Annotated in this window: 14 protein-coding genes and 3 tRNA genes; 5 read left to right on the top strand and 12 right to left on the bottom strand. The window is 39.8% G+C overall.

The genetic code is table 11. The features are described 5' to 3' along the window. Positions 1-39: 39 nt before the first annotated feature. The 3 genes from pyrC to topA all read left to right on the top strand — a co-directional run bounded on the left by pyrC (position 40) and on the right by topA (position 4,417). The gene (pyrC, locus tag AAGD37_RS03035; RefSeq protein ID WP_341760667.1) at positions 40-1,323 is read left to right on the top strand and encodes a dihydroorotase; all 1,284 of its coding nucleotides are present in this window, start codon (positions 40-42) and stop codon (positions 1,321-1,323) included. Positions 1,324-1,350: 27 nt separating this feature from the next. Beyond that, the gene (plsY, locus tag AAGD37_RS03030) at positions 1,351-1,938 is read left to right on the top strand and encodes a glycerol-3-phosphate 1-O-acyltransferase PlsY (protein ID WP_341760091.1); all 588 of its coding nucleotides are present in this window, start codon (positions 1,351-1,353) and stop codon (positions 1,936-1,938) included. 151 nt (positions 1,939-2,089) lie between these two features. Next, positions 2,090-4,417 (top strand): type I DNA topoisomerase, encoded by a 2,328-nt coding sequence (topA, locus tag AAGD37_RS03025; RefSeq protein ID WP_341760090.1) that lies wholly within the window; start codon positions 2,090-2,092, stop codon positions 4,415-4,417. A 136-nt stretch (positions 4,418-4,553) separates the two neighbouring features. Here topA and AAGD37_RS03020 read toward each other — a convergent pair whose 3' ends face one another. The 11 genes from AAGD37_RS03020 to infA form a co-directional block, all read right to left on the bottom strand. Then, the gene (locus tag AAGD37_RS03020) at positions 4,554-5,408 is read right to left on the bottom strand and encodes a D-amino-acid transaminase (protein ID WP_341760089.1); all 855 of its coding nucleotides are present in this window, start codon (positions 5,406-5,408) and stop codon (positions 4,554-4,556) included. 264 nt (positions 5,409-5,672) lie between these two features. Next, a complete protein-coding gene (locus tag AAGD37_RS03015; protein WP_341760088.1) occupies positions 5,673-6,776 on the bottom strand; it encodes a class II histone deacetylase in 1,104 nt (367 codons plus the stop codon). A 10-nt stretch (positions 6,777-6,786) separates the two neighbouring features. Continuing rightward, the gene (locus AAGD37_RS03010) at positions 6,787-7,482 is read right to left on the bottom strand and encodes an ABC transporter ATP-binding protein (protein WP_341760087.1); all 696 of its coding nucleotides are present in this window, start codon (positions 7,480-7,482) and stop codon (positions 6,787-6,789) included. A 1-nt stretch (position 7,483) separates the two neighbouring features. Further along, a complete protein-coding gene (locus AAGD37_RS03005) occupies positions 7,484-8,233 on the bottom strand; it encodes an ABC transporter ATP-binding protein (protein WP_341760086.1) in 750 nt (249 codons plus the stop codon). Then, positions 8,169-9,212 (bottom strand): branched-chain amino acid ABC transporter permease, encoded by a 1,044-nt coding sequence (locus AAGD37_RS03000; protein ID WP_341760085.1) that lies wholly within the window; start codon positions 9,210-9,212, stop codon positions 8,169-8,171. The genes AAGD37_RS03005 and AAGD37_RS03000 overlap by 65 nt, the downstream gene beginning before the upstream one ends. Beyond that, positions 9,213-10,070, bottom strand: a complete 858-nt coding sequence (locus AAGD37_RS02995; protein ID WP_341760084.1) for a branched-chain amino acid ABC transporter permease — start codon at positions 10,068-10,070, stop codon at positions 9,213-9,215. It abuts the gene before it with no gap. A gap of 184 nt (positions 10,071-10,254) precedes the next feature. Then, entirely contained in the window at positions 10,255-11,445 is a 1,191-nt protein-coding gene (locus tag AAGD37_RS02990) for an ABC transporter substrate-binding protein (protein WP_341760083.1), read from the bottom strand. A 210-nt stretch (positions 11,446-11,655) separates the two neighbouring features. Further along, on the bottom strand, positions 11,656-13,140 hold the full coding sequence (locus AAGD37_RS02985) for an alanine/glycine:cation symporter family protein (protein WP_341760082.1): 1,485 nt from the start codon (positions 13,138-13,140) through the stop codon (positions 11,656-11,658). A gap of 418 nt (positions 13,141-13,558) precedes the next feature. Beyond that, positions 13,559-13,633, bottom strand: a tRNA-Phe gene (locus tag AAGD37_RS02980). Between the two features lie 117 nt (positions 13,634-13,750). Continuing rightward, complete coding sequence (locus AAGD37_RS02975; protein WP_341760081.1) at positions 13,751-14,401, bottom strand: Maf family nucleotide pyrophosphatase; 651 nt, start codon at positions 14,399-14,401, stop codon at positions 13,751-13,753. A gap of 35 nt (positions 14,402-14,436) precedes the next feature. After that, a complete protein-coding gene (gene infA, locus AAGD37_RS02970; RefSeq protein WP_341760080.1) occupies positions 14,437-14,655 on the bottom strand; it encodes a translation initiation factor IF-1 in 219 nt (72 codons plus the stop codon). Positions 14,656-15,072: 417 nt separating this feature from the next. On the opposite strand from infA, the gene AAGD37_RS02965 reads away from it, so the two are divergent. Then, on the top strand, positions 15,073-16,404 hold the full coding sequence (locus AAGD37_RS02965) for an NAD(P)H-dependent oxidoreductase (RefSeq protein WP_424945441.1): 1,332 nt from the start codon (positions 15,073-15,075) through the stop codon (positions 16,402-16,404). Positions 16,405-16,515: 111 nt separating this feature from the next. Here AAGD37_RS02965 and AAGD37_RS02960 read toward each other — a convergent pair. Further along, a tRNA-Leu gene (locus AAGD37_RS02960) sits at positions 16,516-16,600 on the bottom strand. Between the two features lie 347 nt (positions 16,601-16,947). On the opposite strand from AAGD37_RS02960, the gene AAGD37_RS02955 reads away from it, so the two are divergent. Further along, positions 16,948-17,022, top strand: a tRNA-Thr gene (locus AAGD37_RS02955). Positions 17,023-17,156: the final 134 nt, after the last annotated feature.

Below are 17,156 nucleotides of genomic sequence, written 5' to 3'. Positions count from 1 at the left end.
AAGAGTTTGTTCATGAGTATAGAAGAGCACCCTCCTCAAATGAGCTTGTTTATCAATGCCCGTGTTATGGATCCACTATCGGGGTTGGATCAACATGCGGATGTGCTTGTTGCAAATGAAACTGTTGCTAGAATTGGAAAATCTTTACCTCTACATGAGCTCAGATCGGATTCAAAGATTATTGATTGCAAAGGCCATGTATTAAGTCCTGGTATTGTAGACATGCGAGTTTTTATTGGTGAACCAGGGGCAGAACACCATGAAACTATGAAATCAGCTAGTAATGCCGCAGCAGCGGGTGGTGTCACCACTCTCATAATGATGCCGGATACCAATCCGGTTATTGATGATATGTCTTTAGTTGAATTCGTCCGTCAAACTGCACGTTCAAGGTCTTTAGTCAGAGTTTTTCCTACAGCAGCTCTGTCACAGGGGCTATTGGGAGTTAAAATGACCGAGTTTGGTCTGTTAAGTGATGCGGGAGCCATCGCTTTTACTGATGGTCGATCTTCTACTCTTGATTCACAGATGATGTCCAGAGCGCTCACCTATGCTAAAGACTTTGGTAAGCTGATCATTTCGACTAACCATGATCTCTCTCTCGGTAGTGGTGTTATGAATGCAGGTCTTAATGCAACACGCCTTGGATTATCGGGAATTCCCCGAGAATCTGAGATCATTCCTCTGGAACGTGATATGCGTCTTGTTGCAATGACAGAAGGCAAATATCATGCAGCTACTTTATCTACATCGAGTAGTGTAGAGGTAATTGCCAATGCAAAAAAAAAGAATCTAGATGTAACCGCTGGTGTTGCTATCGCTAATTTGTGTTTGAATGAACTGGACATCGGTTCCTATCGAACCTTTTTCAAAGTCTTACCTCCTCTTCGCTCTGAAGATGATCGTCAGTCAATGATCTCTGGAATTAAGGAGGGAATCATCGATGTCATTTGTTCTAACCACGATCCACAGGATGTTGAGACAAAGCGTCATCCTTTTGCAGAAGCTGCTGATGGAGTGATTGGTCTAGAAACACTTTTGTCTGCAAGCCTTCGGCTTTACCATACGGATAATGTTCCTCTAATGCGATTGCTAACCTGTCTAACCAGCGCACCGGCTGAACGGCTTGGTCTAAAAACCGGACGGATACAAGTAGGTGCTCCTGCTGATATGATGCTTTTCGATCCAGACTATCCCTGGATTCTGAGAAAAGAATTGTTACACTCGAGATCAAAGAATACTGCGTTTGAAGGTGCTCGGTTTCAGGGAAAAGTTTTAAAAACAATAGTTTCTGGAAAAATAGTTTTCTCAATGGACGAATAATATATTCTGTTCTTTAAGGTAAATTTTGTGTTCGAATCGTTTTTGTTTATTATAAGCTATTTTTGCGGCTCAATTCCCTTTGGTCTTCTTTTGACTCAATTTTCAGGAATCGGTGACGTTCGTACAATAGGATCAGGGAATCTTGGCGCGAGTAATGTTCTACGGACAGGAAACAAAGCACTTGCCCTAGCTACATTCATAGGAGATTCCCTCAAAGGGGCTTTGCCTATCTGGATTATGAACAAGTATGATATAGAAGTGTTGGTTATTGCCGCTTCTGGTGCATTTCTAGGGCATTTGTTTCCTATATGGCTAAAATTTAGGGGAGGGAAAGGTGTTTCTACTTATGCTGGCTTACTTTTTGCTTTCTCGATCCCTGCTTTCTTTGGATTTGCAGCAATATGGATCTTTTGTGCCGCTATGTGGCGCTATTCATCACTGGCAGCTTTGGTCGCAACGTTCATCTCTCCGTTAATCGTTTATTTTTTTATTGGATCTGCTAGTGTATCTCTTTTTTCAGGGATGAGTCTACTGACTTGGTTAAAGCATCGCAAAAATATAAAGCGACTCTTAATTGGTAGTGAAAGGAAGATCGGAGACATCCAGATCCTCTAAAAGAGAGATAGAAAGTTCTATAGATCACTGAAAATCGAAAAATCATCGTTTCATAATCTAATTGATAGTCTAGTCTAGTCTAATATTAATAGATTTTCTTTTTTTCGTTTTCCTGCCGTTAACAATCGAATTATATATTATATATTCACTCATGAAACTGGTCGTCGTAGAATCACCCACAAAAGCCAAGACAATTAACAAGTATCTTGGCTCTGGCTATAAAGTCATTGCCTCTTATGGTCATGTTAGGGATTTATCAGCAAAAGCAGGCTCCGTCCTCCCAGAGGAGGATTTTTCGATGTCATGGACCGTAGATAAGAAATCAAAATCACGACTCACTGACATTACCACTTTAGCAAAAAAAGCAGATAGCCTTATTCTAGCCACAGATCCTGATCGTGAAGGAGAGGCTATATCTTGGCATGTTGTCCAAGTACTCAATGAAAAAAAAATTTTAAAGGATAAGACAGTTGAAAGAGTTGTTTTTAACGCTATTACTAAAAGATCCGTTTTAGAAGCAATGGAACGCCCACGTCAGGTTAATAAACCTTTAGTTAATGCCTATTTAGCTCGTAGGGCCCTTGATTATCTCTTTGGGTTTACTCTTTCTCCGATTTTATGGCATAAACTTCCTGGTTCACGCTCGGCGGGAAGGGTCCAATCGGTGGCCCTGAGGCTGATTTGTGAACGTGAAGAGGAGAGAGAGAGTTTTCAACCAGAGGAATACTGGTCAATTTTAGGAAAGTTTAAGAATTCTAACCAGGATCTTTTTGATGCACATCTTGTTAATTTGAATGGTGAAAAATTACAGCCTATTGGGATTAAGAGTGAGGAACAGGCAAGAGATATCAAGGATATGCTTATCAGTGCTCATTTTAAAATTCAGTCTGTAGAAGCTCGACTAAGAAAACGAAATCCATACCCACCCTTTACAACCTCTACGTTGCAGCAAGAGGCCTCTAAGATTCTTGGATTTTCTGCCTCTCGTACCATGCATATTGCGCAAAAGCTTTATGAAGGAATTGACCTTGGAAATGAAAGCGTTGGCTTGATTACTTATATGCGAACAGATAGTGTACGGATTGTACCAGAATCGATTAATGAAATTCGTAAAATTATTAGTGAATTATTTGGTACTATGTATTTACCAGAAAAGGCGCGTCTTTATTCATCGAAGTCGAAATACACACAGGAATCGCATGAAGCAATTCGCCCTACATCCTTGGATCGAATTCCTAAAGAATTAGCATCAATTCTCGATGATGATCAGGCAAAACTTTATGAATTGATATGGAACCGTACGGTTAGCAGCCAGATGGCGTCTGCTAAAATTGAGCAAACAAGAGCAGAGATCAAAGCGATCTCCAACCGTCGTGTAGCGAGCCTAAGGGCTGTCGGCTCAGTGATTCAGTTTAACGGTTTTCTTTGTCTTTATAATGATTTCTTAAAATTAGAGAAAAATTCTGATAAGCCCTTGGTTCCACTAATTAAAGGAGAAAAAATAAGCCTAGAAAAGATTGAAGCGACTCAACATTTTACTGAGTCTCCTGCCCGTTACTCGGAATCGACTTTAATTCGCAAGCTAGAAGAGCTTGGCATTGGACGCCCTTCGACCTACGCCTCCACTTTAGTAACTCTTAGAGAGCGTGAATACATTATTGCGGACAAGCGTAAGCTTGTTCCCCAAACAAAAGGGCGTCTAGTCACCTCATTTTTAGAAAGTTTCTTCAAACGCTATGTTGGATATAGTTTTACTGCTGAACTCGAAGAGCGCTTAGATAAAATTTCAACGGGGGCTCTCGAATGGAAGGATGTGCTGCGGGATTTCTGGCAAGACTTTTCTAATCATGTTTACGAAACTAAAGATCTACGTATAACAGAAGTTCTTGATACTTTAAATGAAACCCTTGCTCCTTTTATTTTTCCTCAAAAAAAAGATGGTAGTGCTCCCCGTATATGCCCTACATGTACAAAAGGTCAGCTGAGCCTCAAAATTGGTAAATTTGGTGCTTTTATCGGTTGTTCAACCTATCCCGATTGCAAATTTACACGACAATTAGGTTTAGGTTCTGAGAATCCAGAACAGACTGATCTCGCTAGCAATCGACTGAAAGTTCTGGGTCTGGATCCCACAACAAAAGAAAAAATAACGTTTAGAACCGGTCGATACGGTCCATATGTTCAGCGCGGTGAGGGAAAACAAGCAAAGCGAAGCAGAATACCTCAGTTATCCTCTTTTTCTGAAATTGATTTTGAAAAAGCATTGTGTCTGCTTGACTTACCTCGTCTCGTTGGCAAGCATCCGAAGACAGGTAAAGATATTATTACTGGTCTTGGTCGCTATGGTCCCTTCATATTGCACGAAGGTAAATATGCCTCCTTGGAAAAGGAGGATGAGGTTTTTACAATAGATTTAAATCATGCTGTTATAATTCTTGCAGAAAGTAAAGGAAGAGTTAAGGGGAAGATGAAATCATGAGATTCCTTACTGATATTTTGACTGGAGTTGTGTTATTCTGATCTAATCATAGAAAGAAGATTAAGGATTGTTGAAGTGTTTGATGCCAATCGAGAGAGAGAAGAAATGATAAGCTTCCTATCTCAAATAAAGAATCTCAAAGAGATGATTTCATCATCTTTTTGAGATAGGTTGTTCTAAGTTTTTTACTGACTGGACCAGGTCTTCCATTACCAATATTATGTCCATCGATTTCGATAACTGGATTTATGAATCCAGAAGCGGAAGTTGTAAATGCCTCATCGGCTGCATATGCTTCCGCTAGGGTAAAAGGACGCTCTTCTACTTCAATCTCTAGTAATCTTGCGCATTCTAGAATTGATTCACGAGTAATACCTTGTAGGATATCGTTGGACAGGTTGCGAGTAATGGTACAGTTATTTTTCACAATATGAGCATTGCTTGAGGCTCCCTCAGTTACAAAGCCCTCCCAAACAAGCCACACATCATCCGCACCTCTTTTAACTGCTTCCATCTTGGCCATAGAAGGATAAAGCAGCTGAACTGTTTTAATATCGTTCCTTCTCCAACGTAGATCATCAAGTGAGATGATTTTTAACCCTTTTTTTTCAATAGCCGTGTGAAGAATCTGTCTTTTCTGCGTAAAAACAAGAACTGTTTCTGGTATATCAGTTTTTGGAAAGAGAAAATCGCGGTCTCCTGAATTACCACGCGTCACCTGTAAATAGACAATGCCCTGATCAACAGAGTTGATCTCTACAAGATTATGATGAACATCAAGCAGCTCATCGTTAGTCATAGCTAAGGGTAAAGATAATTCATTCAAGGATCTACGTAACCGTCGAGTATGCTCAACGAAGTCTAGCAGTTTTCTATTGACAACAGCTGTAACTTCATAAACGGCATCAGAAAATAAAAATCCACGGTCAAAGATTGAAATGGATGCCTCATTTTCGAGAACATAGTTTCCGTTTAGATAAACTGTACGCATAATGTCAACAAGAGTGGAAGATAAATCCGGCGCGATAGATGTTCAGGATGTTAAGCCTAAGCTGGTCACTATTGTTCATCGTTAAGGCGTTAAGGATTGATTTAATCATTTTTATATCCAAGGGGTTTAAGGTTACAAAAATGAAGAGAAAGAGATTGTTCAATATTTAAACTCTTCATAACAGATCTAATAACGCCTATATAACGATCTTAGTTCTATTTTTTCAGTGATATCAATCAGCATACTTCAACAAATAAGCTGAAGCTAAGTCTTCAGCTTAAAGTATTCGACCATTTCCGAGATTAAATTAGAATGAAATGAACAAATACGTTCATTAGGTTGTTGCTGATTAATGCGTGTTTCCAACGGATCCTTCGCATGAATTTTAGATCCTGACATTTCTTCGAGCATTGCATGACCACAAAAGGGAACGTAAAGTTCCGAGTAACCACCCTCATGGGCTGCTACTAGAGAACCATCTGTGATATCCATGATACGTGCGGTCATCTCACGGAAGGTTTGAGCAGAGCACATCATCCGAGATAACGGATCAAAGCCACCAGCATCAAAGCCACATGCGATGATAACAAGATGTGGCTTATATTCTCTTAATTTTGGTATAATTAGGCGTTCCGTAGCTTCTATGTATGCTTGATGACCACATCCAGGAGGCAGTGGAATATTTAGATTCGCATTCATTCCGTTTTCATGACCTGTTGAGTGGATAAATCCTGTATTATGCGGATAACATCGTTCTTGGTGTATTGAGATGGTTAGTACATCATCACGATCATAAAATATGGATTCTGTTCCATTTCCATGATGGACGTCCCAGTCGACAATTGCAACACGATCAAGCAAGCCTTTAGCTTTAGCAGCTTCAACTGCAATCGCAACATTTGCCATTAAACAAAACCCATTTGGCCAATCTGGTAAACAATGATGACCAGGGGGTCGAGATAAAGCATAAGCATTTTTATATTGATTCCTTAGAACTCCTTCGACTGCATTGATCACAAGACCTGCGGATAGTGCAGCTATCTCAAAAGCACCGGGTCCAAATGGTGTTCTTAGTCCAAGCTCACCACCACCTTGATCTGACATTTTTTTAAATTCTTCCAAATATGACTTTGGATGAACTCTCAATAAATCTTCAAGGGTTGCAGACGAGCCATTGATCATTTCTAAATCATTAGCTAAAGTTGTCACTTCTAAAAGATTTTTTAGACGCCTTTTTGTTTCGGGGGCTTCAGGTAAGCCACCCGATACGAGAGGCTGAACTAACCCTCCTACAGGAGAAAGTAACGCATAATTGCCACCAAAATGCCAAAAGCACTTTTCGTTTGAAATAAATGCTGTATTCTTCATTGTTCATTCCTTAGACTGATAGGTATTTATATTTTATAGCTGCAGATTCTGGGGAGAGAAAATCATCCTTTTTAAATTCGTGAATAACCCGACCCTGCTCAAAAATATAATGACGATCGGCTAATTTTTCACAAACACGAAGGTTTTGTTCAACAAGCAGTATAGGTATTCCTGATTCTTTGATTCTTTGAAGTGTAGATACAATTTCTTGAATAATGACAGGTGCGAGACCTTCCGAAGGCTCATCACATAGAAGGATTTTAGGTCCATTGAGTAGAGCTCTAGCAATTGCAAGCATTTGTTGCTCACCAGCTGAGAGCTGCCCGCCCCCATTCTTCTTTCGTTCTTCAAGTCTTGGAAATAATTCATAGATATCCTTGATCTCCCATTGACTATTTCCCTTTTGGGCAATTTGAAGATTCTCTTCGACCGATAGAATTTGAAAAATATCACGTTGTTCAGGGATCAAGCATACACCTAATTCAACGATTTCATGAGTCAGTAATCCAACAAGACTTATTCCATTAAATTTTATTTTTCCGATAACATTGGGAACAAGACCAAGAATTGAATTGAGTACTGTTGACTTTCCAGCTCCATTACGACCTAATAAGGTAACAATTTCTCCTTCTCTGACGTCGATAGAAACATCAAAGAGCACATGGCTTTTCCCATAAAGAGAGTTTATGTTATCAAGAGTTAGCATCTTAAATACCCTCCCCAAGATAGGCTGTTTTCACCTTTCGATCTTGAGATATCTCTGCTGGGGTACCCTCAGAAATAATAACACCACCTTGCAAAACTGTTACAAAATCACAGACTTCAGTGACGAGGGCTACATTGTGCTCAATAAGAACAATCGTACACTCCTGTTTTAGAATCTTGAGCAATTTAATCATTTGGGGGATATCACTGATCCCCATACCAGATGTCGGCTCGTCAAGAAGCAGGACACGCGGATTTGAGCAAAGAGCCATACCAACCTCTAAAGCTCTCTGTTGTCCGTGAGAGAGTACTGAGACAAGAGTATTCTTCTCGGAGAGTAAACCGATTTGCCCTGCTATATGTTTAATAATATCTAAAGGAGGTCCTGTATTTTCAACAGCCCGCCAAAAAACGAATCCTCTGCTTGGTGTTATCGCTTGCGACGCTAACCGTAGATTTTCTATTACTGTAAAGTCGTTAAAGAGGCTAGTAATTTGAAAGGAACGACCCAAACCAACCAAAGGCCTAGCATGGTGAGGAAGATTCGTGATATCCTTGCCATCTAGATTGATGCTACCTGTTGTTGTCGACATTGTACCAGCCAGACAATTGAAAAGTGTTGTTTTTCCAGCTCCGTTTGGGCCAATAATACCGTGAATTGAACCCGACTCGACACAAATATTAACATCAGAATTTGCTAAAAAATCGCCATAACGTTTTGTCAGCGACTTTGTTTCGAGAATCGTCTGCATCGCTATTACTCTTTTCATTTTCGTGTGATCCCCTAAGTTTAGTAACTAAGGTTTGTATAGCTTCTGATACCCCACCAGGCATATAGAGCATGAATATTATCAAAAAGAGACCAAGAGAAATCATCCAACGGGGCCAGAGTGCAGAAAAAAAGTCTGATGCAAGCAAAAAAATAGCTGATCCTAGAAGGGAACCGTAAAGAGAACCAAGACCCCCTAGAACTGTCATAAACATGATCTGCTCACTCGTTTCAACATCAATATTTGATAGAGGAGCAAATTTGAGCATGAAAGCATAGAGTGCCCCCGCTAGAGCAGTAACAGCTCCTGAGAAAGCAAAAACTGCAATCTTGTAAAGTTTAACTTGATATCCGATGGCTTCAGCTCTGACCTGATTTTGTTTGATTGCCCCTAAAACGGACCCAAACGGAGAATCTACCAAGCGTTGCATTAATAGAAAAACCAGAATGAAAACTACAGCCGTCAAGATATAGAAGGAACGATCGTTTGTAAATTCAAACTCATAAATAAATGGAATCAAGAGAGAAGGCCGCTCGATTCCTAGTAATCCATCCTCACCACCAGTGAGAGTTTCTGTTAGAAAAGCAATGTAGTAACCAAGTTGGGCAAAAGCCAAAGTCAACATAACAAAATAAATGCCTATTCTGTGGATTGCGAAATAACCAACGAACACTGCAATCAGCGCTCCAGCAAAAATCGTTGTAATAAAAATTTGTAACAATCCGACACTGAAATGTGTAGACATTAATCCAGCTAAATAAGCTCCAGAACCAAAGAACAAGGCTTGTCCAAATGATAAAAGTCCAGTATATCCCAAGAGTAGGTTGCAACCTATCACAGCCAAGCCGAATATGAGAATCTCTGTAGCCAGTACATAAGAGGGCACTATAATAGGCAATATAAGTAAAATTGAGGCTACTGCAATGCAATGAAATCTCAGTGGTAGACTCTTTCTCATCATTTATGCTCTCCCGAATAAACCGTTAGGACGCAAAAGTATGATGATAGCCATGACTGAATAAATCATGACGTTCGTTCCTTGAGGCCACATTATTGCCGTAAAGCTTTGGACAAGACCAACTATCAATCCCCCAAAGAGAGCACCTGTAAAACTTCCCATACCTCCAATCACAACAACAACAAATGCTATACCAAGAACTTCGTTACCAGAGAACGCATCGGCTCCACGAATAGGAGAAAGAAGAGCTCCTGCAACTCCTGCTAATGCAACACCCAAGACGAAAGTATAAGCAAAAAGTTTGTTGGCGTTTATACCAAGCAAGTAAACCATTGTTGGATTTTCGCTACCTGCCCTGATCATAATCCCAAATTTTGTCTGTTCTAGCAAATACCAAACCGAAAAGCCAATAGCAGAAGCAATCATAACAATAAAAAGTCGATATTTAGGATAAACAAAGTCCCCAAAGGAAACAACTCCACTTAAAAGTGATGGTATTGAAACAGGATTAGGAACCGTTCCCCAAATAATCAGTATGCTCTCACGTATTATGAGCATTAAACCAATCGTAATTAAGATTTGTACAGCATGTTCCAGCTTATAGAGTTTTCTAACTAAAATTTTTTCTAGAATAAATGCAAAGAGTCCAATGAAAAGAGGTGTAAGAATCAGTCCAATCCAGTAAGAATGGGTTAATTCTGTGACTTGATAACAGATAAAGGCACCAGCCACGTAGAAAATGCCGTGGGAGAAATTAACAAAACTCATCATTCCAAAAATTATAGTTAATCCCAGACCCATTAGAAAATAGATCATCCCCAAGCCGATGCCATTTAGAAGTTGGAACAGATAAAGACTCACAAGCGTCTCCTTTTGAGAGAGATACGGATCACCTTCTAACCACAATGACCTTCTAACCACAATGTTAAATAACAAAATTGCGTAACTCTGATAATTTTCGGAATTTCTGAAATCATATTATGATCACCCCCCGTGACTGATCGAAAGTAATGAGGTGCTCAGGTCCAACGCACATGAATAAAAACTATCTTACGCAACCGACTTGCTGTCCAGGTAAAAAATATTTACCCTTATAAACTACATCAGCGAAATCATTTTCATTGGACATGCTGACTTTATCTTTTCCAAGAAGGAGATAATAATTTTTCGTTACTTGGTTGTTATCAGATGAAATGGTCTCCTGACCAGTAACCCCATCATAGGACAAACCAGACAAATGGGATTTTAGCTTATCTGGATCAGCACTTCCAGTCGCTTTAACGGCATCAATCATTAGCTTAGTCATCTGATAGTAAGAAGCCATAGGATAGTTAGGAGCTTCACCAAACTTCTTAATTGAAAGATCTACAAAAGACTTATTTCCGGCGGCATCTTCTTCGTGCCAGTATTGTGCACCAAAGTAGACACCACTTGAACCTTCGGTGCCTAGAATCTTCATCGTATCTAAACCACTACTCCAAACCATTAAAAATTTCATGCGATCTTTTAGACCAAAATTAATTGCCTGCTGTAAAGATGAAACCCCTTGTGATCCAAAATTAAGAAATAACAGTAAATCAGGATTTGTTGCCTGCGCTTGCGCAATGATTCCTGAAAATTCCTTGTCTTTTAAAGAATGATAACTATTACCAGCCAGTTTAAGTCCTTTTTCTTTAAGAATATTCTTTACATTCAATAACATTGCTTCACCGAAAACGTATTGTGGTGTAATGGTATAGACTTTTTTAATGGCTAAATTTTCATCTAAAACCGGTCGAAGGCTTGCATTCACAGCGCTATAAGTAGGAGAACTCCAACGAAACATAGATGGATTACATTTAGTACCAGTTAGCTCATCAGCACCTCCACCACTGATATAGATTCCACCCGCATCATTAACTGCCTTTCCAACGGCAAGTGCGGTTGATGAAAGAGCAGTCCCGACAAAAATTCCAGATCCATTTTCACTCAGAGCAGATCGTACTTTACTCACGGCTTTACCAGAATTGCTTTCTGTATCAATTGTAACCATTCTTAGATTCATTCCTGCAACGTCACCAGCTTGTTCAATAGCAAGACGAGCACCTCTTTCAGCCTGTTTTCCAAAATTAGCAAAGGCCCCAGACATACTGGCAACATTATATATCGTCAGTTCCTTATCTTCTCCATATGCAAAAAATGTAATAAGTGTAGTCGCAAGTGTACAACTGACAAATAGCCTTTTAAACTGGTTCATTGTTAACCCTCCCTTAAGAATTGATGATCATCAGCCTCCCCGTAACCACGAAACCTTTAAGCTATAAAATATGAATTATTCAAAAATGAAATGATTTCAAGAATCATGTTTTATGTTGCCTTTAAGTCAATTCTAAAAAATAGATGGCCAGCATGGATCACCTATCTGCTGGCCATTTGATCTTCTACAATCATTCTTTATGTTGTTATCTCAACGTTCTCTTATGCAATGAAGATATTCTTTCATTTCTTTTTTTACAACGGGTGCAAGTAAGTACAATGCTAGAATGTTTGGGACACAAAGAAGAAATACAAGAGCGTCTGAGAGATCCAAAATTGGTTTTAGTTGGATCATACATCCTAAAACTACGAAAGCGCAGAATATCATTTTATAAAGTATTTGTGTGTTTTCACCAAATAGGTAAGTCCAGCCTTTTAGGCCGTAATAGGCCCACGAAATCATTGTGGAGAATGAAAACAAAAGCACTGCAAAGGCAAGACCATAGGGAAACCAGCTAATTTGTCGTTCAAACGCTGCAGATGTCATTGCAACGCCTGTCGTATCTCCAGCAAAATTAGGATCAGCGACTTGAGATGTTCCAATGACTAAGGCTGTTATTGTGCAAATAACAATCGTATCTATAAAGGGTTCAAGTAAAGAAACATACCCTTCGGTTACAGGTTCGTTAGTTTTGACCGCAGCGTGGGCAATGGATGCTGAACCAATCCCTGCTTCGTTCGAAAAAATAGCTCTTTGAAAACCAATAATCAAAGCTCCTAATGCTCCACCAGCTACCCCTTCGGCCGTGAAAGCACCAGAAAAAATATTCCACACTGCTAATGGAAGATAAGCTCCATTCATCAAGATCACAATAATTGCGAATCCGCAGTATAAAATAGCCATGAAAGGAACTATTTTTTCAGTAACAGCTGCAATTGATTTTATGCCACCAATGATGACAGAAAAAACTACGCCAGCCATGATCAAGCCAACGAGCCAACCGAAATCATCAAGCCTTCCTCCTGCTACGATATTCAGCTGAACATAGGCCTGATTGGACTGAAACATGTTTCCCATTCCAAGAGCACCAATAAAAATACCTGCAGCATAAAATGTACCCATCAAGGATCCCAAACCAGCTTTACCTTGGTATTTTAAGCCTTCACGCATATAGTACATTGGGCCACCGGACACCGATCCGTCCGGATTTTCCTGACGAAATTTTACCCCAAGTGTGCATTCTACGAACTTAGTAGACATACCAAGGAAGGCCGCAAGGATCATCCAAAAAGTTGCTCCAGCCCCGCCAACAGTAACAGCCACTGCAACACCACCGATGTTACCAATCCCGACGGTGCCTGACACAGCAGTGGACAGCGCTTGAAAATGTGATACTTCTCCGGCATCGTTAGGTTTAGAATAGTCATTACGTATCAGTTCAATTGCATGTTTGAGACCTCTGATATTCACAAAATCCATATAAATGGTAAAAAATACTGCACCAATGATTAACCAAAGGACCATCAAAGGGAGTTGCGCCCCTAAGATGGGTATTTTAAAAAATACCGTTTCACTAACTAATGAAGAAATAGGTTCTGTCAGATCATTAATAGTATCATCAATGCCGGCATATGCGGAGCGTGGAATCAGTAATGTGATCACAAAAGACATTATATATTCAAAGTACTTTATCATTATGAACTCCTTGAGTTAGACTAAGTGTGGTTTCCGATCTATGTGATGAAAAGAATAGGCGGTTCACTTAGAAAAAGCTTAGACAACTAATTTTAAGATCTCTTTCCTCACTCTCCTCACTGGGGAGGATAATGATTTATGCAGAATCAATCTCCTAAGCAACCAAAGCAAGAAGTTCTACACTTTTGCCATCGTGCATTACTATACTATCTCTCCGGAAATAGCTTTATCCTTTATAGTCTATTGATGATTGATGGTATAATCGATCCTGTCTCTGTCTCTACTCTCCAAAAGTAAAGAGAAATGGTCAGGATATTTAGAGATCACGGATCTCTTACCGTGTAAAGGGAAGGGAATCGATGAATGACGCTTCTCCTGGATTCCTATTGACCTATAACGTATCAGGAAAAATTTATAGTGGTGCCCGGGGGCGGAATCGAACCACCGACACGCGGATTTTCAGTCCACTGCTCTACCCCTGAGCTACCCGGGCATCGACGCAAAGCCACTATACACCAGACCCATCTCATGATCCTAATGATCCAGGGTTAACCGGACTCATTATAGTTACGAGATCAGGCCTTGTCTAGCAAAGTTTTCTAGGCAAGAATTAACTTTTTTCATGGTTGTTGAGTTTATGATTCATGACTCTCCAGTTTGACTGGATTGGATATCCTTCTCCTATCAACAAGGAACACGTTTCATATAGTGGTAACCCAACAACATTTGAATAAGAACCGGTTAATTTGATAACAAACGCACCAGCAATTCCTTGAATTGAATAACCCCCAGCCTGTCCTTGCCATTCCCCTGATATGAGATAATTGTTAAATTCGTTATCAGACAATTTTTTAAAACCTATTCGCGTTTCTACTAACTTATGACGAAACGTTTTCTTAGGTGTATAAAGTGTTAGTCCAGTATAGACGCGGTGTGCACGACCTGAAAGCAAGCGTAGATAACGAGCGGCTTCATCTAGTACCTCAGTTTGAGGTAAAATACGACTTCCTACACTTACTACGGTATCAGCGGAAAGTATATAAAACTTTCCAGTGTAACCTAATTTTTTAAGACTTTCTATCGCTATTTCTGATTTAGTTTTGGATAAACGTTTTGCTAAAGAGCTTGCAGTTTCCTTTTTACTAGGATTCCTGTTGATATCAGTAGGGTACAACATATCAGGCTGAAGACCAACTTGCTGCAACAAAGAAATACGTTCCGTAGACTGTGAAGCCAGAACTAATTGAGAGCGCAGAACCATTCTAAATCTCAATACATTAGAGATGTCAAGATATATCACTTGAACCGATAAGTGATTCGGCCCTTAGTAAGATCATACGGTGTCATTTCTACTAGAACTTTATCACCAGCTAACACACGAATTCTATTCTTGCGCATTCTCCCAGCAGTATGCGCTATGATTTCATGATCATTTTCGAGCTTGACTCGAAACGTCACGTTAGGGAGTAATTCACTCACAATACCTGGAAATTCCAGAACTTCTTCTTTTGCCATACTGGTTGATATTCCTCATCAAAGCTGTGTTTTTGTTAGTGAAGTCTCCAAAACCTACCCGAAAATCTTTCTTTTGTGAACTGCTCGAGTTATTTATTTCTTACTGGATCACTAAAAGTAGACTTTATCTCGTCTTTCCTGATAATCCTTTAGCTCTGTTTTAGGAACAGAGGGGTCAGACTTAAGAATCCGCATATCGAACTTCTTGATCTTTTACATTCATCATTCTAAGTAATTAGGAATAGGAAACTGTTCCTACAGTGTATTTCTTCTTCTCTCCATGAGCAATGTAAGAAAGGGATTAATTGAACAAATACGTAAGTAAATTCTTACCCAAAACACTTGTTCGATGATAGGATGTAATCGGATCTCATTGTTGAAACAACATTTAGTAGTGATTAAGATTAAGAAGGAAATATGTTGTACAATAACAAGATTTTATCAATGAATCTGGCAACTGATTTAAATGAGTTGCAGTCTTGCGGCAAGTCTGTTCGTGTATGTGTCGTTGGATCCGGTCAAATGGGGACTGATCTTGTCACTGCTATCCGACAAATGAACGGAATGAAACTCGCCTCTCTTGTCGCTCGTCGTCTGATCTCTGCCCCCAAGGTCATGGAGATTGCTGGTTATTCAGCACAGGATTGGTCCGTTTGCGATAGTGATCGTATGATCACGCATTCAACGGAAGCTGGTAAAATTCCGGTTGTGGAAGATCCCAATTTGGCTCTCTCTCATGAAATGGTGGATGTAGTGATTGATGCAACAGGTTCTCCTGATGCCGGAGCTGAGCTTGGCATGGCATCATTAAAAGCTGGTAAACATCTAGTGATGATGAATGTTGAAGCTGATGTCACCGTAGGTGCTATCCTGCAAAAAGAGGCTGAACGCAAAGGAGTCGTCTATACAGTTGGTGCTGGTGATGAACCAACAGCTACAATGGAGCTTTATGATTTTATAACTGCATTAGGTCATCCAGTTGTCGCTGCAGGGAAAGGAAAAAATAATCAATTGAATATCGATGCCATTCCAGATGATTATCGTGAAGAAGCTGAGCGAAGAAATATGAATTCCCGCATGTTAGTGGAGTTTGTTGATGGTTCTAAGACTATGTTCGAGATGTCATGCCTTGCGAATGCAACAGGATTAGTTCCTGATGTTCCGGGTATGCATGGTCCGGACTGTTCTTTGGAGAATTTACATAACATCTTGTGCCCTGTAGAGGACGGTGGTATTTTGTCCCAAAATGGTTGCGTAGATTTCACCGTAGGTAAAGGTGTAGCACCGGGTGTTTTTGTGATCGCTGACATACGTAGTTGCCGTTTGCGTGAACGCTTGAACGATCTCCATTTAGGAAAAGGTCCTTACTACACTTTTTATCGTCCTTTTCATCTAACTAGCTTAGAAGTTCCATTATCTGCTGCACGTGCGTTTTTGTATGGTCATAGTGATATGAAATCTTTGGATCGACCTGTTTCCGAAGTCTGTGCATTGGCTAAACGTGATTTAAGGGCAGGTGAACAACTCGATGCAATTGGTGAAACTTGCTATCGGTCCTGGATAATGAAAGCAAGTGAAGCGCGCAAAGAAAAAGCTATCCCTGTTAGCCTTCTTCATGAAGGTACAGTAACCAAAAATATCAGTAAAGGCGCGTTGTTGACTAAAAATAACGTGACTATTTTGAGAAAGACTTCTTTGTTTAAGCTAAGAGAGGAGCAAGATAAGTGGCTTGGTTATTCGAGATTTTAATCGTAACCCCCACAGATCAAACCATCTATTATGAAGGCTTTCATTTTCAAAAGAAAAGGTTGATTTAACCAAGTTATCGAAATGCTGTTGCTAGCCCTCATTTCAGTTAAATGGTGCCCTCCGCCGGAATTGAACCGGCACTCCCTAAGGAACTAGATTTTGAATCTAGCGTGTCTACCAGTTTCACCAGGAGGGCAGATTGATCTATTACCTGTCAGACAAATGATCTAGAAAAAGAACATCAATCACGAATTCACTTGATTCTTAACTTTGATATGATCCTTCTTAACTTTGATATCTTCTTTTATACGAATCTTCTGCTTCCTCTTTCTGAGATTCTCTCGCAAAGCTTCTTTTAACACAGTCTCACGATCTTTTCTTACCATATAATTTTGAGTGACTTCTTTTCGTTCATGCTTTATTGCAACCTGATTAGTTATGTTTTAAAATAGATGTGTCAAGAATTTTCAGTAGATTCTTGCAATAAAGTGACTCTTATGAGATAAAAAATTTCTGCTTGCTGATGGACTTTTCATGACTATTGCTGTTGTAGCTCAGGGGTAGAGCACTTCATTGGTAATGAAGAGGTCGACAGTTCGAATCTGTCCAACAGCACCACTCTTCGATATTTCCGTATTTCCGTCCTTATCTGATCCTTTATGCTTCACGATACCATGATAAATATAACCTAAAATTATTCTAAACGACTGTTAGGAAATTATTCTAAACGACTGTTAGGGCCCTTTCAGTGA

The sequence above is a fragment of the Candidatus Endowatersipora endosymbiont of Watersipora subatra genome, from assembly GCF_964026585.1.
GTDB lineage: Bacteria > Pseudomonadota > Alphaproteobacteria > Rhizobiales > Rhizobiaceae > Pseudahrensia.
The sequence above is the reverse complement of the archived record's forward strand: the minus strand, read 5'-3'. Positions and strand labels throughout refer to the sequence as shown.